The sequence below is a fragment of the Klenkia sesuvii genome (genome assembly GCF_037083825.1).
GTDB classification, from domain to species: Bacteria; Actinomycetota; Actinomycetes; order Mycobacteriales; family Geodermatophilaceae; genus Klenkia; species Klenkia sesuvii.
Genome location: NZ_JBAPLU010000018.1, coordinates 1 through 20666, shown reverse-complemented (window position 1 = coordinate 20666; position 20666 = coordinate 1). Strand labels below are relative to the sequence as shown.

The following is a 20666-nucleotide window of genomic DNA, read 5'->3' as shown; positions in this document are numbered from 1 at the left end:
CACGTGGCCGAACCCATCACCGGGGGTGTTCCGCGCTACGTGGCGGCCCTGGCGAACCACCAAGCCGAGGGCGGGTGGGAGGTGACCGTCGCCGCACCGCCCGATTCCGAGGTCGCCCACCTGCTCCACCCGGCCGTCCGCGTCGCGGCCTGGCAGGCCGGCCCTGCTCCGTCTGCGCGGTTGCCCCTCGAGGTGCACTCGCTGCGGCGCCTGATCGCCGGGGTCGCCCCCGATGTCGTGCACCTGCACGGGGCCAAGGCAGGTCTCGCCGGCCGGTGGGTGGTCCGGGGGAACACCCCGACCGTCCACCAGCCGCACTCGGCGCCGTGGAACGGCCGGGGCCCCACGATGGCCCGCCTCGTCCGCAGCTGGGAGCGGTTCGCCCTGCGCTGGACCGATCGGGTGCTGTTCGTCGCCGCCGAGGAGGCCCGGTCTGCGGACGCGGCGAGCGTGCGAGGACCAGCCGTCGTCGTCGACAACGGTGTGGACCTCAACCACCACCGCGCCGCGGACACCGCCGACCGCGTCGCCGCTCGCCTCCGACTCGGGCTCCCGGGCGGCCCCATGGTCGTCTGCGTCGGGCGCCTGCACCGGCAGAAGGGTCAGCACGACCTCCTCGACGCCTGGCCCGCGGTGCGCCGGGCCGTACCCGCCGCCCGCCTGGTGCTGGTCGGTGACGGCCCCGACGGCCCGGGGCTGTCGGCGCGGGCCGTACCGGGAGTCGAGCTCCGCGGCGCCAGCGACGACGTCGCCACCTGGCTGCGGGCCGCCGACGTGGTCGTGCTGCCGTCCCGGTGGGAAGGCCTGTCGCTGACCTCCCTGGAGGCGATGGCCACGGCCCGCCCAGTGGTCATCACCGACGTCGACGGGAGCTCGGCGGTCGGCAGATCCGGCGGGGGGGCGGTGGTGCCCCGCGGGGACGGTCCAGCACTGGCCGCGGCCGTGACCACCCGGCTGCTCGACCCCGGGAGGTGCGAGGCCGAGGGCTGGGCCGGGCGGCAGTGGGTGGAGCAGCACCACGACCGGAGAGCCCAGCTCGCCGCGGCGACCGCCGTCGACGAGGCCGCTGCCCTCGCCGCGGCGTCCGGCGGGCAGCGCATCGAGGTGGTGGCCGCCCACGGGGTCCTGGGCGGCAGTGAGAACTGGCTGCTGGCGATGCTCGACGAGCTCCCCGGACGGCAGGTCGCCGCCACGGTCCTGCAGGCCGGCCCGTTCGCCGACGCCCTGCGCTCGCGTCGAGTGCCCACGACCGTGCGGCCGGTGGGTCCGTCCCCGTTGGCCGTGCTCGCTGCGGTCCCCGGCCTGGCCCGGCGGTGGCGGCGCCGGCCGCCGGCGGTCGTCCTGGGCAACGGGGTGAAGGCGCAGCTGTTGGCCGCACCCGCTGCGCGCATGGCCGGGGTACCCAGCGTGTGGGTCAAGCACGACCACTCCTACGACCGCGTGCTGGCATACGCACTGGGCCGGTTGTCCACGGCCGTCGTGGGCACCGACGCTGCCGTCCTGGAGCCGGTGGGCAGGCCCGACGGGGTCGTCGTCGTGCCGCCACGACCGGCGTCCCGACCAGCTGGGCGTGCCGCAGCACGGAACCAGCTGCGCGACCACGGAAGGACTCCGCCGGATGACCAGTTGTGGCTCGGCATGGCCACCCGGCTGGTGCCCTACAAGGGTGTCGAGGACGCCGTCCGGGCACTCTGCCTGGACGACGCGGACGGCTGGCACCTGGTCGTCCTCGGTGAGGACGACCCGAGCACCCCGGGCGAGGGTGCGCGGTTGAGTCAAATGGCCTCGGACCTCGGCGTGGCGGATCGGGTGCACCTGCTCGGCAGCGTCCCCTCGGCACCGACCCTCATGGCCGCGTTCGACGCCTCCGCCATGCTCACCCGGCCGGCGGGACGGCGCAGCCCGGGGAAGGAGGGGTTCGGGGGCGCGGCGATGGAGTCGATGGTGGCCGGTACCCCGGTCGTGACCGTCACCGGCAGTCCGGCCGCGGGCCGCGCGGGGGACGAGGCGGGCCGTGTCGTGTTGCCGGCGGACCCGCAGGACCTCGCCCGCGCACTGGGTCAGCTCTCCGACCCCCAGCTCCGTGGCCGCCTCGCAGCCGAGGCGCGGCGGCGGAGCGCTGACCACCCCGACGCAGCCACCTGTGCCCAGGAGCTGGACGGGGTGCTGCGATCTGCAGCCCGGAGCCACCCAGCAGCTGGCCCCCCGGGTGCCGGCAGGCTCCGGGTCCGCCTGGTCCCGCGCTCGGCCGTCGACGACGACCTCGTCCAGCGGTGGGCGGAGCTGGCCGGGCGCGCCGCGGTGGCCAACCCCTTCCTGCGTCCGGAGCTGGCGCTGGCCGCGCTGGACCACCTGCCCGACACCAAGGACGTGCGGCTGCTGCTCGTCGAGGACACCGACGGCCGCGCGCTGCGGCTGCTGACGATGGTGCAGGTGGCTCGGCACTGGCGCCGCGTGCCCGTGCGGGTGGTGCGCACCTGGCTGCACGCGAACATGTTCCTCGGGACGCCGTTGGTCGACCGGGTCGGTGACCCGCAGGTCTGGCGGGCGGTGCTCACCCATCTGCGTGAGCAGCGGGTCGCCCCGTGGTTGGTGCTCGAGGACTGCGACCCGGAGGTCCTCGACGACGTCGAGGCCGCCGTCGTCCTCGCGGGGGGCGGCCCGGCCCGGCGGGCACGACAGGTCGACCGCGCCTGGACGGTCCGTCGTCCTGACGGGACCGTCCCCGTTCCGCTGAGCGGACGCCGACGCAAGGAACTGCGGCGGGTGCGTCGTCGCCTGGGCGAGGCCGTGGCCGGGCTGGCGGTCGCCGACCTGGTCTCCCTCTCGGAAGGCAATTCGGCCGACGACCGGGTGGGTGCAGCACCCGCCGTGGACACCTTCCTCGACCTGGAGGCATCCGGCTGGAAGGGCCGCACCGGTGGCGCGCTGCAGCGGCAACAGGGCCACGCCGAGTTCTTCCGAGCCGGCTGTCTGGCCATGGCCGAGGCGGGGGACCTGCAGATCCTGGCTCTGCGGGGTGGCGAGGGCCGCCCGGTGGCGATGGCGTGCAACCTGCGGTCCGGCGACGGCCTCTTCCATTTCAAGATCGCGCACGACGAAGCGCTCGCGGAGTTCTCCCCCGGTCTCCTGCTGCAGCTCGACCAGGTCGATGCCTTCGCCTCGTCGGGCGCCCGGTACGTCGACTCCTGCGCGGTTGAGGACCACGCCATGGCCAACCGGATGCACCCTGACCGGCGCCGGCTGGCCTCACTGCTCGTAGCGCTGGACGGCGGCCCCGGGCGATGGGCGGTCAACCACGCGCACGACGTGCACCGGGCGTTGGAGCAGCTCAAACGGGTGAAGAAGGCATTGACGACCCACCGCCACCGGTAAGACCCTGACCACGACACGAGAGGAACACCGATGACCTTGCTCGACCTGGACCCCACCTCCAAGGACGCCCTCCGGACCGCCGGGCGCACGGGTGAACCGATGGAGGTCAGCCATCAGCTGAGGTCGCACGACCTGCTGACCCTGCCGGCCCTGGCTGACCTGGCGGCTGCCCTCCCGGAGTCGTCGGTCGAGCACAACGTGGGTGCCCTCCCCCACGTCCTGGCCGGCGGCAACGCCCCCAAGCTGGACCTGTCGGTGCACGACCTGGTCACCGGCATCGAGGACAACGGTGCCTGGGTCGTCCTGAAGAACGTCGAGCAAGATGTCCGGTATTCGCGGCTGCTGGACTCCTGCCTCGACGAGATCGAGGAGCTGGTCTCCGGACCTGGTCAGGCCTTCGGCCGAGAGGGGTTCATCTTCCTCTCCGCTCCCAACTCGGTGACCCCCACGCACATCGACCACGAGCACAACGTGCTGCTGCAGGTCTACGGCACCAAGATCATGGTCACCGGCCGGTGGGAGAGCCCGCAGGCGCGGCAGAGCGAGGCCGAACGTCTGCTGTCCGGGGGCCACCGCAACCTCGCCAGTCCGGCTGTCGACGAGACCCCCCACCACCTCGACCCGGGGATGGGCATCTACGTGCCGCCCTACACCCCGCACACCGTGCTCAACGGCCCCGGGCTGTCGATCTCGCTGTCGGTCACCTGGCGCACCCGCGCCCTGAAGGACGAGGCCGACCTCCACGAGCTCAATGCGCGGCTGCGCAAGGCCGGCTTGTCCCCGCAGGCGCCGGGCGCTCGCAACGGTCGCGACCGCCTCAAGCTGGGCGCCCTGTCCGGCTACAGCAAGCTGAAGGCGGTGGGCGCGGCCGTCCGGTCGCGCTGATCGCTCGGGGCCGCGGGGTGGGACCCGGGCCCCGGCCCGTTCGCGTGCCGGCTCCACGCACCCTTGCCTCATCCGTGTGGGTGACCGGTGCGGTCGGCACGGCTCGCAGGCTCCCGGCGCGGCCTATGGTCCGTCCGACGGCCAGACAGGGGAGCCATGCACGACGACCAGCTCGACCGCTCGGCCCGCCCCACCGTCACGGTGCGCCGGCGGCGCAGGAGCCCCGTGCGCCGTGCGCTGATCGCGCTCGGCGCGCTGGCGGCAGTGCTGGCGGTGGCCTTGGCGGGGACCGCCTGGTTCCTGGTTGATCGCTACACCGGGAGCATCGCGTCGGCTGGTGACGTGTTCGACGCGCTCGACGACGGTGACCGGCCGGCCCCGGCGAGCCCTGTCGCGCCGGTGCCCAGCGACCCGGTCACGTTCCTGCTCGTGGGGTCGGACACCCGGGAACTGGTGACCGGCACCGAGCTCCCCGATGCCCGCTCCGACGCGATCATGGTTGCGCGGTTGTCCGGGGACCGGCAGCACGTGCAGGTCATCTCCATCCCCCGGGACTCCTGGGTCGACATCCCCGGGTACGGGATGAACAAGATCAATGCAGCGTATTCGTACGGCGGACCGGCCCTGCTGATCCAGACTGTCGAGCAGGTCACCGGGGTGCGCATCGACCACTACGCGGCGATCAGCTTCGAGGGCCTCATCTCGATGACGGACGCCCTCGGCGGCGTGGACGTCGACGTGCCGACCACCACGTCGTGGGGCCCGTACACCTTCACCGCCGGGCCGAACCACCTCGACGGGGACGCGGCCCGCTGGTACGTCGGACAGCGCTACGACCTGCCCGGTGGCGACTTCGACCGGGTCAGGCGGCAGCAGAACTACCTGCGGGCGATGTTCGGCAAGCTCTTCGCGGCCGGTACCTTCAGCGACCTGTCGCAGGTCGACTCCGTCCTGACCACGATCAGCAGCTCCATCGCCGTCGACGACTCCCTGGACACCGGGACCCTGCTCTCGCTGGCCCTCTCCGCCCGGAACATCACCCCGGACGGCATCGACTTCTTCACCGCGCCGGTACTGGGCACCGGGACCGAGGGCGCGGCCAGCGTGGTCTACCTCGACGACGTCACGGGCGCCCGCATGTGGGGCTACCTGCAGACCGACTCGCTGGGCCAGAACGCCGCCGAGTTCGCCGACGAGGCCCTGGGCGACGTCGTCAACTGATCAGCCGGCGCGTCGCCCCAGGGCGCGGTAGGACCAGCCGGCGGCGACCCACGCATCGCGGTCGAGGGCCTGCCGGCCGTCGAGCACGGCCTTGCGCGCGACGACGTCCCCGAAGGCGACCGGGTCCAGCTCGCGGAACTGCTTCCACTCCGTCAGCACCAGGACGGCGTCGGCGCGGTGCGCGGCCTCCTCCGCGGTGTCCACGACGTCCAGCTGCGGCCAGGACCGGCGGATGTTGTCCCCCGCCGCCGGGTCGGTGACCCGCACGGTGGCGCCCTGCAGCTGCAGCTGGGCGGCGACGTTGAGCGCCGGGGAGTCGCGGATGTCGTCGGAGTCGGGCTTGAACGCCGCCCCCAGCACGGCGATCCGCTTGCCCAGCAGGGAGCCGTCGCAGACCTCGCGGGCCAGCTCGACCATGCGGATGCGGCGCCGCATGTTGATGTTGTCGACCTCGCGCAGGAACGTCAGCGCCTGGTCGGCACCCAGCTCCCCGGCCCGGGCCATGAACGCCCGGATGTCCTTAGGCAGGCAACCCCCACCGAACCCGAGACCGGCGTTGAGGAACTTGCGCCCGATGCGGTCGTCGTAGCCGATCGCGTCGGCCAGCTGCTTCACGTCGGCGCCGGTGGCCTCGCACAGCTCGGCCATCGCGTTGATGAAGGAGATCTTGGTGGCCAGGAACGAGTTCGCCGCCGTCTTCACCATCTCGGCGGTGGCGTAGTCGGTCACCACCTGCGGGGTGCCGTCGGCCACGATCGAGGCGTACACCTCGTCCAGCAGCGCCCGGGCGGTCTCCCCGTCCGCGCCCGCGGGCAGGCCGTAGACCAGCCGGTCGGGGTGCAGCGTGTCCTGCACCGCGAAGCCCTCGCGCAGGAACTCCGGGTTCCACGCCAGCAGCGCCCCGGGCACCTTCCCGGTCACCAGCTCGGCCAGCCGCGCCGCCGTCCCCACCGGGACGGTGGACTTGCCGACCACCAGCTCACCCGGCGCCAGCACCTCCAGCAGCGACTCCGTCGCCGACTCCACGTACCGCAGGTCGGCGGCGTACTCCCCGCGCTTCTGCGGCGTCCCCACGCACACGAAGTGCACCTGCGACCCGGCCGCGTCGGCCATCGTCGCGGAGAACCGCAACCGGCCCGACGCCAGCGAGTCGGTCAGCAGCTCGTCGAAGCCGGGTTCGTGGAAGGGGGTGCGCCCCGAGGCCAGCAGCTCGGCCTTGGCGACGTCGACCTCGATGCCGACCACGTCGTGCCCCAGCTGGGCCATGGACGCGGCGTGCACCGCACCCAGGTAGCCGCACCCGATCACCGAGATCTTCATGGAACCCCCGCCGCCGACGAACCGGACGGGGGTGATCCTGTCAGGCGGCGGCGCGCGCCCGGGGGGTCGGGACCGCACGGACCAGCAACCCGGCCGTGAGAGCGGACACAGCGGTGCGCCCGTGCGCGGGGAACGCCGCGCAGGCGCCGGCCGGCGGCGCGAGCAGGGCCGGGATGAGGGTGACGGCGGTGGTGTCCATGGTGGTGGTGTAGTCGGCAGCGGCGACCGGGAAGTGGAGTCGAGTCATCCCTCCGGGGTCATCGAGGCAACCTCTGCGACCACGGTGCGAACCAGTGCTGCTGGCCGGCGGTGAGCCCGACCCGCCAGGCCTCGCCGTCGTCGGTGCGCCGTCCGTCGCCGTGCAGGAGCGGCCGGCCGCGGGCGGCCTGCACGCCGAAGGCGGCCGTGGCGAGTGCGGTGGCGACGCCCCGGCGGCGGTGCTGCGGGGCGACGTAGATCTGGTGCACCAGCCCGGTGGCGGTCCACCACCGGACGGCGGCCACCTGCTGCTCGCCGCGCACGCCGCCGGCCCGGGCGTCGGTCGCGGTCAGCACGGCGCCGTGCGGGTACCGGGCGTCGGAGAACGCGAGGAGGGTCTCCGCGTCGGGCTCGGCCACCTCGACGAACCACAGCAGGGGGACGCCGGGGACGTTGACCAGCACCTCGTGCACCCGGCCGCCGTCCTCGTCGTGGGTCACCGAGAGCGTCCAGGACGGCGGGCGGCGCCCGTCGGGCTGGTCGACGACGCTGCCGAAGGGGTACTGGTCGGTGTCGACGCCGGTCAGCGTGGCCCGGGCCGGTGCGCCCGGGGCCACCGGGTGGCGGTACCGGGCCCACCAGCCGCGGGGCTCAGACCCGCTGGTGGGCACGGCGCCGCGCGAGGGTGCCCATGGCCAGCGCACCGCCGCCGAGGGCGACCAGGCCGGTGCCGACCAGCAGCATCGGGACCACCGGCGAGCCGGTGGCGGCCAGTGCGGCACCGGTGGTTGCCGGGGAGGCCGCCGACGGCGTGGCCGGGGCGGCGGGCGCCGGTGAGTCGGACGGCGGGCCCGACGGCGCGGCGCCGGCGACGTCCGGCGTGGTGGTGGGGGGCGCGCTGCCGGCGGCCAGCGGGTTGGTCACCGTGCGCGCGACGCCCGCCGGGGTCCGCGCGGCGGCCTCCTGGGGGGTGGTGACCACGCCGAAGGCGCCGGCCGGGTCGGGGGTGTAGCCGGCCGGCATGGTGGTGGGGGTGAGCAGGTAGCCCTCGGCCGGCAGGAAGAACCCGGTGAAGGTGATGCGGCCCGCGGCGTCGCTGACCCCGGAGCCGAGGGCGACGTCGTCCCCGCGCGCGAAGCCCAGCGGCACGACCGCCTCGGGGTCGGTGCTCGTCGCGTCGTCGGTGGCGGGCGCCGAGGAGCTGGGCGAGCTTTCGTCGGCGGGGGTGGTCGTCGGGGTCGACGTCTCGGGCGTGCTGGTCTCGGGCGCGGTGGTCTCGGGCGCGGTGGTCTCGGGCGCGGTGGTCTCGGGTGCCGGCGGGGCGGCCGGTGCGCACTCGGCCGGCACCTCGCCGCCGGAGGTGACCTCGGGGGCGCGGACGTCGTCGTGCGGGTAGTCGGGCCCGCTGAGCTCGAAGCCCGCGCAGGCGACCGGCGCGCCGGTGGCGGAGTCGGTGACGGTGGTGACCAGGGAGGTGCGGAACAGCGAGTCGACGCCGACCGGCACGGTCGTCCCGCCCCAGGGGCCGCAGCCCGGGGAGGTGCAGACCGTGAAGGTGGCCGATCCCGGGTTGCGGGCCAGCCCCGCCGAGGCCGACACCTGTGTGAGCACGTAGTCACCCGCCGGCAGGAAGGCGTTGGACTGCACAGCGGTGGCGAACCGGGGGTACCCGCCGCTGGTGGAGCGGAACGAGCAGGCGCCCTGCGTGCCGGTGGTGCACTCGTAGAGCACGCCGGTGCTCGGGGTGGGGGTGGCCCGGAAGACGGCGCCGGAGAGGTCGAGGTCGCGGGGCACCGGGCCGTGGGCGCCCACCTGGACCTCGAAGTCCTTGCCCGTGCCGAACCCGCCGCTCAGCGGTGCGGCGTACTCGTGGCCGTCGGCGGCGGCGGGCACGGCCTGGAGCGGGGCCGGGGCCGGTGACAGCTCCTCGGGTGTCCCGGCGGCGGGGTCGACGGTGGGGTCCTCCATCGCCAGCGCGGCCGGGGCGGCGACGCCGCCGGCGACGAGCAGGCCGAGGCCGAGGGCGGAGCCGCGGAGCACGCGGCGGGTGGTGCGGGGACGCGACAGCGCCACAGGGGTTCTCCTTCGCACGCCGCCGGCTTCTTCGGCGGGGTCGTGCGTCCCATCGGCGGGCAGCAACCGGAACGGCACCGTCCCGGGCGGCCTTCCTCGTTCCGGAGCACCACGGGCCCCACGGGTGGCGTCAGTAGGCGCCCGAGCCGCGGAGGACGGCGCCGAGGGTCTTCCACAGGATCATGAAGTCGAAGGTCAGCGACCAGTTCTCCACGTACCGGACGTCGATGCGCACCGAGTCGTCCCACGACAGGTCCGACCGACCCGAGATCTGCCAGAGTCCCGTGATCCCCGGCTTCACCAGGAACCGCCGGTGCATGTCGAACCCGTACCGCTCCACCTCGGTGGGCAGCGGCGGCCGCGGGCCGACCAGCGACATGTCCCCCCGCACCACGTTCAGCAACTGGGGCAGCTCGTCGAGGGAGTAGCGGCGCAGCACCTTGCCGATGCGGGTCACGCGGGGGTCGGTGCGCTGCTTGAACAGGACGCCGTTGCCGTCGTTGTCCCCGGCGAGGTGGTCGGCCATCCGGTCGGCGCCGGCGACCATGGAGCGGAACTTCAGCATGGAGAAGGTCTGGCCGTCCCGGCCGACGCGCTCCTGCCGGAAGAAGACCCCGCCGCGGCTGGTGAGCCCGACGGCGGCGGCGAGGGTGAGCAGCACCGGCAGCATGAGCAGCAGCGCCAGCGCCGACGCCGTGCGGTCGGTGGTCTCCTTGGCCAGCCGGCGGATGCCGCGCAGCTCGGGTTTCTCCATGTGCAGCAGCGGCAACCCGCACACCGGCCGGATCCGCACCCGCGGCCCCACGATCTCGGTCACCGCCGGCGCCAGCAACAGCTCCGCCCGGGTCTTCTCCAGCTCCCAGCCCAACCGGCGTAACCGCGACCCGTCCAGCTCGGGGCAGGGCAGCACGGCGATGGTGTCCACCTCGAACCGGCGGACGACGGCGGCGACGTCGTCGAGCCCGCCGAGCACGGGCACCCCGGCGAACAGGCTCTGCGGCGGGAGGTCGTGGCCGCCGGGCAGCAGGCACCCGACCACGGCGTAGCCGTGGTACCTCTCCCGCTCGATCTGCTCCTTCAGGGCGGCCACGCCGTTGCGGTGCCCGACGAGCACGGCGGTCTGCAGGTGCAGCCCGCGTCCGCGGGCGCGGTGCAGCCGCGCCCGCAGCAGGTAGCGCACGAGCAGGGTGGAGACGGTGGCCAGCGGCAGGGCGACGACGACGAACCCGCGAGCCAGGTCGAGCTTGAACGCCCACGACACGGTGCCGACGGCGGCGAGCATGAGGGTGGCGGCGAAGAACACCCGGCGGAACTCCTCGGCACCCAGCCACAGGAAGCGCTGCTCGTAGCTGCGGGCCACCAGCATCGCGCCGACCCACGCGATGGGAAGGACGAGCGCGATCCAGAACGGCACGTGCTCGTACGAGCCCGGGCCGAAGCGCACGGTGTAGCCGACGACGGCGGCCACCAGCGCGCACAGGAGGTCGGCGACGACGACGCGGCGCACGTAGGTGGTCTGCCAGGTGCGGCGGGCCTCGGTGCCCGGGCCGCGCAGCCGCGCGGTGGTGAACAGTCCGCGGTCGCCGTGCTGCGGCGCGACCGTCCCCGTCATGCATCCCCCGTCGTGGCCGTGACGGGGGCAGGTCGGACGAGTCGGACCCAGCCCCCGTGCCAGATCCGCGCACGACCCTAGGAGTCGGAACTGCGGGGTATCGCATTCGTTGTACGCAACCTGTCCCGCCCTGCTCGTGCCGCTACGAGAAGTCACCAATCCTGGACCGAGGGTGCAGGTCAGACCCGCGTGACGTCCCCCGCGCAGGGGACATCGCCCGCGAGCGGGGCGACCGGCAGGCGCCAGGCGCCCCGGGCCTCGGCGATGCGCACGGCGGCGCCGACGAAGAGGGCGAGCAGCAGACCGGCGACGAACCAGCCGACCATGAGGGCGATGACCACGCCGGGTTCATCGACACCGCCGACCCCGAGCTTGATCCCCCGGATGAGCGGGTCGGGGGCGGGATCAGTACGCGCCGGAGCCGCGCAGGACGGCGCCGAGGGTCTTCCACAGGATCATGAAGTCGAACGTCAGCGACCAGTTCTCCACGTACCGCACGTCGATGCGCACCGAGTCGTCCCACGACAGATCAGACCGGCCGCTGATCTGCCAGAGCCCCGTGATGCCGGGCTTCACCAGGAACCGCCGGTGCATGTCGAACCCGTACCGCTCCACCTCGGTGGGCAGCGGCGGCCGCGGGCCGACCAACGACATGTCCCCCCGCACCACGTTCAGCAACTGCGGCAGCTCGTCCAACGAGTAGCGCCGCAGCACCCGGCCGATGCGGGTCACGCGCGGGTCGGCCTTGGACTTGTAGAGCACCCCGTTGCCGTCGTTGGCCGCACCCAGCACGTCCTGCATCGCGTCGGCGCCGGCCACCATCGACCGGAACTTCAGCATCGAGAACACCTGGCCGTCCCGGCCGACGCGCTGCTGCCGGTAGAACACCCCGCCCCGGCTCGAGACGCCGATCGCCAGGGCCACCCCCAGCAGTACGGGCAGCATGAGCAGCAGCGCCAGCGCCGACGCCGTGCGGTCGGTGGTCTCCTTGGCCAGCCGGCGCACGCCGCGCAGCTCGGGCTTCTCCATGTGCAGCAGCGGCAACCCGCACACCGGCCGGATCCGCACCCGCGGCCCGACGATCTCGGTGACCGCCGGCGCCAGCAGCAGCTCGGCCCGGGTCTTCTCCAGCTCCCACCCGAGCCGGCGCAGCCGCGGCCCGTCCAACTCGGGGCAGGGCAGCACGGCGACGGTGTCCACCTGGTGCCGGTTGACCACGTCGGCGACGTCGTCGAACCCGCCGAGGACCGGCACGCCGTCGAACGTGGCTCCGGGGAGCAGGTGCTGCCCCCCGGGCAGCAGGCAGCCGACCACGGCGTAGCCGTGGTACTTCTCGCGCTGGATCTGCTCCTTGAGCGCGCCGACGCCGTTGCGGTGCCCGACCAGGACGGCGGTCTGCACGTAGCGGCCGCGGGACCGGGCCCGGTGCACCCGGGAGCGCAGCAGGTACCGCGCGAGCAGGGTGGAGACGGTGGCCAGCGGCAGGGCGACGACGACGAACCCGCGGGCCAGCTCGAGCTTGAACGCCCACGACACCGTGCCGACGGCGGCGAGCATGAGCATCGCGGCGAAGAACACCCGCCGGAACTCCTCGGCGCCCAGCCACAGGAAGCGCTGCTCGTAGCTGCGGGCCACCAGCATCGCGGCGACCCAGGTGAGCGGGAAGGCGACGACCACCCAGAACGGCACGTGGTCCAGCGAGGCCGGGCCGAACCGCACGCCGTACCCGACGAGGGCGGAGACCAGGGCGCACAGCAGGTCGACCAGGACGACGGCGCGCACGTAGGTGGTCTGCCACGACCGGCGCGCCTCGGTGGCCGACGGGCCCGGTGCCGCCGCGGTGGCGGTCGCGGCGGTCGTGGTGTCGGCCCCGAGCGTCTGCACCAGCACTCCCCCGTGTGCTCCGCGGGTGTGCGGTGCCCGTGCTGGCCGCGCGGTCCGTTCCCCCGATCAGGTGACGACGCTAGAGGGCGACGGTCCCGAACTGAACCCATTGTAACGCACGGCACAGGTACTGGCGACGATTCGTCACATCGACGCAACCTGATCAGGTGGTCTCGTCACCTTCGCCGGGTTGACCCCACCCCGGCGGGTCTGCTCAGTGCGGCGCCACCCGCAGGCCGCCGACCTCCTGGAGCAGCGGGAGCAGTGCCCCGGCGATCTCGGAGGCGACCTGGCGGTGCACGTCGGCCGGGCGCCGGTAGGGGTCGGCGATGTCGGTGGCCCCGCTGCTCCCCCGCCATGCGTTGCGCCGGCGGGCGAGGGCCGCGACGAGCTGGGTGCCGCGTTCGTGCACCGCCGTCGCGGTGGGCAGCTCGTCGGGTCGGAGCAGGGCCAGGACGGCGGCCGCCTCGCGCAGGGTGAACGTGCGGCGCAGCGCCCGCGGGGCGCGCTCGAGCACCAGGGAGCGGTGCCCGCGCTCGAGGGTGAGCACGAGGTCGGCGGCGTCGGCGAGGGCGGGGGTGAAGGCGCGGGCACGGAAGCCCTCGTCGTCGCCCCCGAGGTCGGCCAGCGCTCGCGCGGCGTCGGGGTCCATGCCGTGGCCGACGAGGGCGCCGGTGCCCGCGCTGCCGGCGGTCAGCTCGTCGGTGCCGAGCTCGGCGGCGAAGGCGGTGGTGAGCCGCTCGGCGAGCGGGGAGCGGCAGATGTTGCCGGTGCAGACGAAGAGGACGTGCACGGCTCAGCCGCGCCGGGCGACGGCGACGACGCCGACCACGAGCAGCAGCACCACGAGGGGCACCGCCACGGTGAGCCAGACCGAGACGACCAGCAGCATGCCGGCGAGCACCGTGGTGAGCACGGCGATGAGCACGACCATGAGCACGACGGCGGTCCAGCCCAGCGCGGTGAGCACGGGGCGCGGCCCGGTGGCGGGTTCAGCTGTCGCCTCGCGCGCAGCCGTGCCGGAGACGGCCCGGCGGAACCCGCAGACCCGGCAGCGCTCGTACACCTTCTCGTGGGCGTCCCAGAACGGGTTGACCCGCGACAGGCCCGACCGGACGTCGCGCGAGCGCATGAGCCGCAGTTCCTCGCGCTCGCACCGCGGGCAGCCGACAGCCGCGCGGGGCAGCACCACCCGCACCCGGTCCTTCACCCCGTCGGCCATCACGACATGTTCGCCGGTGAGACGCGAGCGGTTCAATCTGCGTGACGGAAACGACGCGTCGCCGCAACCCGTAGGGGTGACGTTCCTCAGGGTCACAGGCCACGATGGACCCGTGGCGGACAGGAAGCGGAAGCGGACGATCATCGGCAGCACGGAGATCCCGTGCCCGCACTGCGGCGGCGGCCCCCTCATCCTCACGTCGTCGCGCTACCGCAAGCGGCTGCGCGACGTGCTCAACCCGCGGTTCGACGCCAAGGTCGCCTACCGCGAGGTGTGCCAGGCGTGCCGCATGCGGTTCACGGTCAGCACCGACGTGCGCCCGGGCGTCGTGCGGTCGGCCGCGCTCACCCCCGCCGCGCCCGCGCCGTTGTTCGCCGCGGCCGACGAGCCGGCGCCCGAGGACGACGCCCCGGTGCGGCCGGCGACGCCGATCCGGTCGAGCAAGCCGACTCAGGCGGCGTTCTTCACCGACGACGACGAGCTCGACGAGGACTGACGGTCACCTCGCGCTCTAACGCCAAGCCGGCAGGTCGGACGTCGTAGTCGCCTGCTCCAGTGCATCGACAGCCACGTAGCGCTGGCGTTGCACATAAGCGCTCCCTCGACCGCGGCGGCCGTGTTCGACCTGCGAAGCCAGTGATACGTGGCCGCTGCCGGGCGGATCTGAGTCCGAGGTGAGCAGGAATACCTGGTACTGGTCACCGGTCCAGCCCGCAGATCGGGCGGCCTTGATGACATGTGCCAGCCGAAGGTCGCGTGGGTGCCTCGTTGCCCTCAGTCGGCTGATCTCCTGCGGCGTCCAAGGCACGTGGTCCATGCGATCGACGATTTTGGCCACCTGCGGCTGGATGGCTCCGCCGGCGTAGAAGGCGACATGGCTGACCGGTTGGAAGTAGCGGCCGGGCTGGCAGACGTACGCCGCCACGGTTTGGTACAGAGGCCAGGCCTCAGCAGCTGGTACCACTACCGCCAGTGGAGGAACCGGCCCCGGTTGACGAGAGAGCAGATCGGGAACCCTGCTCCACGACTCGGTCCAAGCTTGCGCGTCCGGGTCGATCCATCCGATGAGTTCGAGTGCCTGCTCGTGCAGCTCCGCCAGGGGCTGACGGTGCACGGGCTGGTGATGGGCTACCGAGTTGCGCAGCTTGCGGAGATCTTCGAGCCGCGAGCTGACCGACTTTCTCTCGAACCCTTTGTCCGGACGGGCCGAGAACGTGTTCTTGAGGTGGTGCCGGAACAGCTCGTCGTACTCGGGCCCGAAGAGTCCGGACCAGAAACCGAAGCTCAGTTGCGCAAGAACTTTGTCGCGGTCTCCCTGCTCTGGCACTCGGAGTCGGTCGCGTGTGGCCCGAAACACCGCGAGCCCCTTCTCGGTCAAGATGGTGCTATCGCCGAACCACCATCCGTCGTGGGGCCGCATGCGAGCGGTGGCCGGCACTTCAAGCTGGGTCAAGGTCGCATCGACGGCGTTCCGCAGAACGACTTCCAGAGCGGCAAAGACCTCCATCCACGCACCCGAGACCTCGGTGTTCCAGTGGTACAGGTCGATGGCGGTGCCGTGGTGCCCGTTGGCGGCGTTGAGGTAGTGCCGGTAGCGGTACCGCGAGAACCACGTCTCCGCCTGCGCAGGCGACGGTTGCGGGCTCGACACTCGCTACCTCCGGCCGTTGAGGGTGGCGCCTGTTGTGCTCCTCGGGTACCGTACCGCCTAACGCCCCAGACCCGCCTCTGCCGTCAGGCATGCGCCTGGGGCTCCTCTTTTTATCCTCCAGCCGACTCAGGCGGCGTTCTTCACCGACGACGACGAGCTCGACGAGGACTGAACCCGCTCGACCGACTGCAGCACCGGCGCGGGGGCCCAGAGCTCGGCGGCGAACTCGGGCAGCACGAGGGCGCGCAGCAGGCGGCCCAGCCGCTTCTCGATGGCCTGGGCGACCTCGACGTGGGCCTGGGCGGGCTGGCCGATCGGGTCGGCGACGTCGTCCTGGCCGGGCTCGGTGACGCGGTTGCGGCGGGCGTCGGCGAGCAGGGCCACCAGGGCGCGGGCGTGCGCCTCGCCGTCGGCGCCCATGGGGGCCACGACGGGCGGCAGGGTGCGCAGCAGGCCGACCGCCTCGCGGAGGGTGAAGACCTTGCGCAGCCCGCGGGGGTAGAGGGCGAGGACGGCGGCGCGCTGCTCCTCGGTCATGGTGATGACCAGGTCGGAGCCGGCCACCGTCTCCTCGGTGAGCTGCTTGGCGACGTGGCCCTTGCCGGGCACCCCGCGCAGCTCGAGCGCGCGACGGGAGGCCGGGTGCATGGCCGAGCCGACGACGGCGGCGGTGCCGGCGCTGGTGACCTCGATCTGGTCGGCGTCCCCGGGCAGCCAGTCCTGCAGGCCACGGCGGGTCATCCGCTCGGCGACGGCGGAGCGGCAGATGTTCCCGGTACAGACGAAGGTCACGCGCACGGCCGGAACGTTAGGGACCGTTCGTTCACAACGTGTGACGACACGCTTTCTTTGTGTTCAGGTGGGCGGACTTCTCGGGCCGGAATCCACCCCGCCCCGTCCGTCCCACCCGCCCCATCCGCCACGGTCAGATGGCGCCATCCGCGAGGGTCCGGGGTGTGCGATGGTGCCAAACGATCACCGCACCGCCCCGGGTCCGCGGGCGCCGAGCAGGCCGTCTGCGCCGGTCGAGGCTCTACCCTCGGGCCGATGACGGGGACGGGAGCGGCACGTGACCAGGTTCGGTGACCTCGACGCCGACGACCTGTTCGGCGACGAGGACGACCCCGCAGCCGCACCGCGCCGTCCTCACGGCCGGCGACGCTCGCCGCTGGGTCGACTCCTGGCCGGGTTCGGCGTGCTCGCCCTGGTGCTGGCCCTGGGCGTGGGTGGCGGCGCGCTGTTCCTCACCGACCGGTACGCCGGGAACGTCGACCGGGTCGAGGGCGTGTTCGACGACATCGACGAGGCCGAGCGCCCGGCACCCGTGACGCCCGCCGAGCCGGCCGCGGTGGTGGCCGACCCGGTGACGTTCCTGCTGGTGGGGTCCGACACCCGGGCCGAGGTCGTGGACGGCGAGCTGCCCGACCAGCGCTCCGACGCGATCATGCTGGCGCGGTTGTCGGGCGACCGGGAGCACGTGCAGGTGGTGTCGATCCCCCGCGACTCGTGGGTGGACATCCCCGGGTACGGAATGAACAAGATCAACGCCGCGTACGCGTTCGGCGGGCCGGGGCTGCTGATCCAGACGGTCGAGAACCTGACCGGGGTGCGCATCGACCACTTCGCCGCGATCAGCTTCAACGGGTTGATCTCGATGACCGACCAGCTGGGCGGGGTCGACGTACAGGTGGCGGAGACGACGCAGAACGGGCCGTACACCTTCGAGGCCGGGTTGAACCACCTGGACGGCGACATGGCCCGCTGGTACGTGGGTCAGCGGTACGACCTGCCCGGCGGGGACTTCGACCGGGTGAAGCGGCAGCAGAACTACCTGCGCTCGATGTTCGGCAAGCTGTTCGACGCCGGCACGTTCGACAGCGTGGGGCAGATCGACTCGGTGCTGCAGGCGGTGACCAGCTCGATCGCGGTGGACGACTCGTTGAGCAACGGTGGCCTGCTGGAGCTGGCGTTGTCGGCGCGGGACCTGACGCCGGCGGGCATGGAGTTCTTCACCGCGCCGGTGCTCGGCACGGGTACCGAGGGCGCGGCGAGCGTGGTCTACCTCGACCAGGCGACGGGTGACCGCATGTGGGGCTACCTGCAGACCGATTCACTCGGCCAGAACGCCGACGAGTTCGCCGACGAGGCGCTGCCGGCGACGCCTCGGTAGATCAGAGCTGCGGGCCGCGCAGGAAGTGGGCGTTCCTGCCCTTGCCGTCGCCACGGACGAGGTATCCCGCTTCCTCCATGCGGTTCAGCTGGTTGAGCGCTCCCACCTGGGTGATGCCCGTCAAGCGCGCGTGGTCGCCGCTGGTGATCTTCGGACTGTCAGCCAGCCAGTCCCGCACCACGGCGACCGGGTCGGCGGGACGCCGGTAGGTCAGGATCGTCCGGCCAGGTCGGGTCGCTGCGGGACCTGCGCTCTCGAGTACCCTGATCGCGGCGGTCGACAGCAGCCACACTCCCTTGTACTGCTCGACGAGGGGTTCGGCGTCCACGCGGCACTCCGCCGCGGTCTCGAGCGCCTCGAGCGCTTCCGCCGAGGTCCGCTGCAAGACGTGGGCCATGTGCTCCGGGGTGGCGTGGGCCCGACGGAGCAACGTGTCCACGATGAGGGCGATCCGGACGTCTCGTCGGCGCGCTTTCGGCTCGATGCGCCCGGCGAGAGCCATGACCGGGACGACCGGCTGCCCGCCCACGAGCCGGACCCGGACGACTGGCCCTTCCTCCTGCACGATCACCGGTGGACGGTGCCCCAGCGACACCATCTCCCGGACCATGCGGTCGACGCCGAGCCCCTGCTTCTCCACCAGGCTCAGCGCCCGGAACAGGTCCGCCAAGGCGGGATGCCGGGCGTAGCGGCGGGTCAGCAGGTTCTCGGGGGTGATGCCGCCGGAGAACCCACCGGGGCTGATGACCGTCAACGATGAGTCCTGCTGGACCCACACCAGCCGTACGGGCTCGGGGGTCATCCAGTCGCGGTGGGCCAATGCGTTCAGCACCGCCTCGCGAACGGCTGTCGGGGGCAGCCGCCGCACTGGGCGCTCGGCGAACGATCCGCGCAGGGTGATGGATGTGTTCTGCCCGTCCAGCCGACCCTCGATCTCGGCCAACTGCTCGATGAGGCTCAGGTGCGACAGGTCGTCGGGCGCGGCGAGCACATCGCCACCCTCGACGTCGAGCACGGTCAGTTCCAGGTGCGTGTGCTCGCCCGCGCAGAACACCAACGCGCCCGCTTGCGTCAGCCGGCCCGAGGGCTGGAGGACCCCGAGCCTGCGGAGGACGTCGGCCGGCGAGTCGCCGCGCCCGGTCTCTGCGGGTACCTCGCCGACCAAGTAGCGACGCACCGCGACCATCGCGCCCGGTGGGACGTCCGCCAGTGTGCGTCCCGTTGACACGGCCATGCTGTCGTACCCCGCTTGCTGCTGGCGGTGCACCCACCACTCGGCGCGGTCCACCGGTGCGCACGAGTCGTCGACCCGCCAGCGGATGCGGTTGCCGGTGTCCTCGACGGGCTCGCCAGCCATGGCGACGTAGATGATCAACAGCCTCGTGCCGCTGACGACTCGTTCCTCGACGACGGGAGCCAGGTCGACCCGTTCGTAGATGCTGCGCCGTAGCCAGTCCGGGTCGAGTGCCGTTCCCAGGAGGTCGCCGGTCTTGTTCTCGACCCCGAGGACGAGCGCTCCCCCGCCGAGCGTGTTCGCGAAGCAGGCAACCTCGTCCGCGAGGTGCGCTGCGGCCGCCAGGTTGTGCGCCTGGCCCGGCAGGAGCACTCCTCCGACCCCTCGACGCCCCGCCTCTTCCTTCAGGTCGACGCGCTGACGCTCGATGTCGTCCGGCCGCTCACCGCGGGAGAGCTTGTCCAGAACGACGTCGACGAGCGCGCGGAGCTCATCCCGCTCGCGGAGTAGGTCCATCGACGGCAGAAAGGACAACACCGACCCCCTGGCACACAAGAAGTTGTAGATTAATGACTCGCTAATCTACAACAGGGCCACCCGCCTGCGTCAGCTGACGAGGTAGAGATGCGGCGTGCCGCCGTCGTCATCGGGCGTGTCCATGGACGCCGAGGGGACGGGACGGAGAGCCGTCAGACGCGCGAGCAGCGGGATCAGCGACGCGGCGATGGTCTCGGCGACCTCCTGGTGCACCTCGAGCGGCCGGCCGATGGGGTCGGTGATGTCGTCACCGGCGTCGGAGGGACGGCGGGAGCGGGCGGCGGCCATCCGCTTGACCAGGCTGCGGCAGCGCTCGGCGAGGTCGTCGCCGTCCAGGGCGGTGTCGGGGTCGACGAGGGCGACGAGGTCGGCCGCCTCGCGGAGGGTGAAGGTGCGCTGCAGGGCACGCGGGGCGACCTTGAGGACGGCGCGGCGGTGGCTGCGGGTGAGCGCCAGGGTGAGATCGGCGTCGATGGCCATGTCGTCGAGCAGCTGACGGGCGACGTGGCCGCCCGGGTCCCCGCCGAAGCCCTCGAGCACGGTGGCGCTGTCGGGGTGGACGCCGGCGCCCGTGACGGCGTGCGTGCCGGCGCTGACGACCTGGATGCGGTGGGCGTCGTCGCCGAGGGCCTCGTCGAGGTAGGCGCGGGCCAGGCGCTCGGCCATGGCGGAGCGGCAGATGTTGCCGGTGCAGACGAAGAGCACGGTGAACACGGGGTTCGGGGACCAGTGCCGTGCCACTGGGTCATCCTCCCCCAGCGCAGCGTGATCGGCCGGGAGCCGATCGGGGAGTCAGCTGCGGATCAGCTGGTGTCCGGCGCCGCCGGATCGGGTTCGTAGCCGTAGTTGTAGCCGTACCCGTACGCCGAGGTCACCTCGGCCTTGGGCGGCACGATGTTGAGGACGACGCCCAACGTCTTGCCTCCCACCCGGTCGATGGTGGCGCGGGTCTGGGCCAGCTGGTCCTTGGTGGTGTTGCCGTAAGCCTGCTCGAGACCGGCGACTTCAGATCCGGACTACACCCCCGATTGCAATGAGTCATGAAAGGCGCAGATCGGATCAGCGAAGACAATGCCGCCGACGCAACTTCGCTGCCAGGATCGGCGGTCCGCAATCTCCGTTCCGCGCAGGCGACCAAGCAAGAACGATCGTCATCGGGGACTGCTGCACGGATAGGTGACAGTCGGGGTCACGCGGCTTGTGTAGCCGGTGTGGTGATGATGGACTCGAACTCGATGGGGGTCAACCGACCCAGGCCGGCTTGCCTTCGTCGGCGGTGGTAGG

19 protein-coding genes are annotated in these 20666 nt (G+C 72.7%); 5 read left to right on the top strand and 14 right to left on the bottom strand.

From position 1 onward, the window contains the following. Positions 1-3: 3 nt before the first annotated feature. From TEK04_RS15890 to TEK04_RS15880, 3 genes are all read left to right on the top strand, one after another. The gene (locus TEK04_RS15890; protein ID WP_336405331.1) at positions 4-3375 is read left to right on the top strand and encodes a GNAT family N-acetyltransferase; all 3372 of its coding nucleotides are present in this window, start codon (positions 4-6) and stop codon (positions 3373-3375) included. A 30-nt stretch (positions 3376-3405) separates the two neighbouring features. Beyond that, complete coding sequence (locus TEK04_RS15885) at positions 3406-4260, top strand: hypothetical protein (protein ID WP_336405330.1); 855 nt, start codon at positions 3406-3408, stop codon at positions 4258-4260. Between the two features lie 156 nt (positions 4261-4416). Further along, a complete protein-coding gene (locus tag TEK04_RS15880) occupies positions 4417-5481 on the top strand; it encodes an LCP family protein (protein WP_336405329.1) in 1065 nt (354 codons plus the stop codon). Here the strand turns inward: TEK04_RS15880 and TEK04_RS15875 are convergent, their stop codons facing one another. From TEK04_RS15875 to TEK04_RS15835, 9 genes are all read right to left on the bottom strand, one after another. Then, positions 5482-6801 carry a UDP-glucose dehydrogenase family protein gene (locus tag TEK04_RS15875; protein WP_336405328.1) on the bottom strand — a complete coding sequence of 440 codons (1320 nt, stop codon included), beginning with the start codon at positions 6799-6801 and terminating at the stop codon, positions 5482-5484. Between the two features lie 40 nt (positions 6802-6841). Then, positions 6842-7048, bottom strand: a complete 207-nt coding sequence (locus TEK04_RS15870) for a hypothetical protein (protein ID WP_336405327.1) — start codon at positions 7046-7048, stop codon at positions 6842-6844. A gap of 10 nt (positions 7049-7058) precedes the next feature. Next, positions 7059-7616 (bottom strand): GNAT family N-acetyltransferase, encoded by a 558-nt coding sequence (locus tag TEK04_RS15865; protein ID WP_336405326.1) that lies wholly within the window; start codon positions 7614-7616, stop codon positions 7059-7061. A gap of 34 nt (positions 7617-7650) precedes the next feature. Continuing rightward, a complete protein-coding gene (locus TEK04_RS15860; protein WP_336405325.1) occupies positions 7651-9072 on the bottom strand; it encodes a hypothetical protein in 1422 nt (473 codons plus the stop codon). A gap of 130 nt (positions 9073-9202) precedes the next feature. Further along, positions 9203-10684: a sugar transferase gene (locus tag TEK04_RS15855; protein WP_336405324.1), complete on the bottom strand. Its 1482-nt coding sequence runs from the start codon at positions 10682-10684 to the stop codon at positions 9203-9205. 179 nt (positions 10685-10863) lie between these two features. Beyond that, a complete protein-coding gene (locus TEK04_RS15850; RefSeq protein WP_336405323.1) occupies positions 10864-11025 on the bottom strand; it encodes a hypothetical protein in 162 nt (53 codons plus the stop codon). Positions 11026-11089: 64 nt separating this feature from the next. Next, positions 11090-12568, bottom strand: a complete 1479-nt coding sequence (locus tag TEK04_RS15845; protein WP_336405322.1) for a sugar transferase — start codon at positions 12566-12568, stop codon at positions 11090-11092. Between the two features lie 214 nt (positions 12569-12782). Then, on the bottom strand, positions 12783-13361 hold the full coding sequence (locus tag TEK04_RS15840; protein WP_336405321.1) for an arsenate reductase/protein-tyrosine-phosphatase family protein: 579 nt from the start codon (positions 13359-13361) through the stop codon (positions 12783-12785). Between the two features lie 3 nt (positions 13362-13364). Beyond that, positions 13365-13790 (bottom strand): hypothetical protein, encoded by a 426-nt coding sequence (locus tag TEK04_RS15835; protein ID WP_336405320.1) that lies wholly within the window; start codon positions 13788-13790, stop codon positions 13365-13367. A 112-nt stretch (positions 13791-13902) separates the two neighbouring features. On the opposite strand from TEK04_RS15835, the gene TEK04_RS15830 reads away from it, so the two are divergent. Beyond that, positions 13903-14286, top strand: coding sequence for a hypothetical protein (locus tag TEK04_RS15830; RefSeq protein WP_336405319.1), 384 nt, complete (start codon positions 13903-13905; stop codon positions 14284-14286). A gap of 15 nt (positions 14287-14301) precedes the next feature. On the opposite strand, the gene TEK04_RS15825 is transcribed toward TEK04_RS15830, so the two are convergent. Continuing rightward, positions 14302-15441 carry an Abi family protein gene (locus TEK04_RS15825; protein WP_336405318.1) on the bottom strand — a complete coding sequence of 380 codons (1140 nt, stop codon included), beginning with the start codon at positions 15439-15441 and terminating at the stop codon, positions 14302-14304. A gap of 126 nt (positions 15442-15567) precedes the next feature. Then, positions 15568-16233, bottom strand: coding sequence for an arsenate reductase/protein-tyrosine-phosphatase family protein (locus TEK04_RS15820; protein WP_336405317.1), 666 nt, complete (start codon positions 16231-16233; stop codon positions 15568-15570). Positions 16234-16510: 277 nt separating this feature from the next. On the opposite strand from TEK04_RS15820, the gene TEK04_RS15815 reads away from it, so the two are divergent. Further along, positions 16511-17611, top strand: coding sequence for an LCP family protein (locus tag TEK04_RS15815; RefSeq protein ID WP_336405316.1), 1101 nt, complete (start codon positions 16511-16513; stop codon positions 17609-17611). 1 nt (position 17612) lies between these two features. Here the strand turns inward: TEK04_RS15815 and TEK04_RS15810 are convergent, their stop codons facing one another. The 3 genes from TEK04_RS15810 to TEK04_RS15800 all read right to left on the bottom strand — a co-directional run bounded on the left by TEK04_RS15810 (position 17613) and on the right by TEK04_RS15800 (position 20311). After that, positions 17613-19382 carry a DUF5635 domain-containing protein gene (locus TEK04_RS15810; RefSeq protein WP_336405315.1) on the bottom strand — a complete coding sequence of 590 codons (1770 nt, stop codon included), beginning with the start codon at positions 19380-19382 and terminating at the stop codon, positions 17613-17615. A gap of 69 nt (positions 19383-19451) precedes the next feature. Continuing rightward, complete coding sequence (locus TEK04_RS15805; protein WP_336405314.1) at positions 19452-20123, bottom strand: arsenate reductase/protein-tyrosine-phosphatase family protein; 672 nt, start codon at positions 20121-20123, stop codon at positions 19452-19454. A 62-nt stretch (positions 20124-20185) separates the two neighbouring features. Then, positions 20186-20311, bottom strand: coding sequence for a hypothetical protein (locus tag TEK04_RS15800; protein WP_336405313.1), 126 nt, complete (start codon positions 20309-20311; stop codon positions 20186-20188). Positions 20312-20666: the final 355 nt, after the last annotated feature.

Coding starts and splice junctions, on each gene's coding strand:
- TEK04_RS15885 (WP_336405330.1), top strand. CDS start 3,406: ATGACCTTGCTCGACCTGGACCCCACCTCCAAGGACGCCCTCCGGACC.
- TEK04_RS15880 (WP_336405329.1), top strand. CDS start 4,417: ATGCACGACGACCAGCTCGACCGCTCGGCCCGCCCCACCGTCACGGTG.
- TEK04_RS15875 (WP_336405328.1), bottom strand. CDS start 6,801: ATGAAGATCTCGGTGATCGGGTGCGGCTACCTGGGTGCGGTGCACGCC.
- TEK04_RS15870 (WP_336405327.1), bottom strand. CDS start 7,048: ATGACTCGACTCCACTTCCCGGTCGCCGCTGCCGACTACACCACCACC.
- TEK04_RS15855 (WP_336405324.1), bottom strand. CDS start 10,684: ATGACGGGGACGGTCGCGCCGCAGCACGGCGACCGCGGACTGTTCACC.
- TEK04_RS15835 (WP_336405320.1), bottom strand. CDS start 13,790: ATGGCCGACGGGGTGAAGGACCGGGTGCGGGTGGTGCTGCCCCGCGCG.